Source organism: Roseibium sp. RKSG952 (assembly GCF_009711355.1).
In genome coordinates this window covers 1-235 of sequence record NZ_SMMF01000067.1, presented here as the reverse complement: position 1 = coordinate 235, position 235 = coordinate 1, and the positions used below count along the sequence as shown (strand labels likewise).

The window sequence follows — 235 nt, the reverse complement described above, 5'->3', positions numbered from 1 at the left end:
GGTCCAGCGGCTGGTCTGGTATGAAGACCATGCAACCGCCCTTGCAGCCATTGCCCGCGAGAAGGCCATCAAACGCTGGCCGCGCCAATGGAAGATCGCGCTGATCGAGGCCATGAACCCGGAGTGGTTTGACCTCGGCCGGGATCTCAACAGCTGATGTCCGTTTCCCGCCTGCGCGGTTTTGCCGATTGGTGGCGTCACGGAGTGGATCCCATGGTCAGGCCATGGGATGACG

1 pseudogene is annotated in these 235 nt (G+C 62.1%); it reads left to right on the top strand.

Going from position 1 to position 235, the window contains the following annotated elements:
- Positions 1-157 (top strand): annotated as a pseudogene (locus E1297_RS50025) (GIY-YIG nuclease family protein); the annotation flags it as partial.
- Positions 158-235 lie beyond the last annotated feature (78 nt).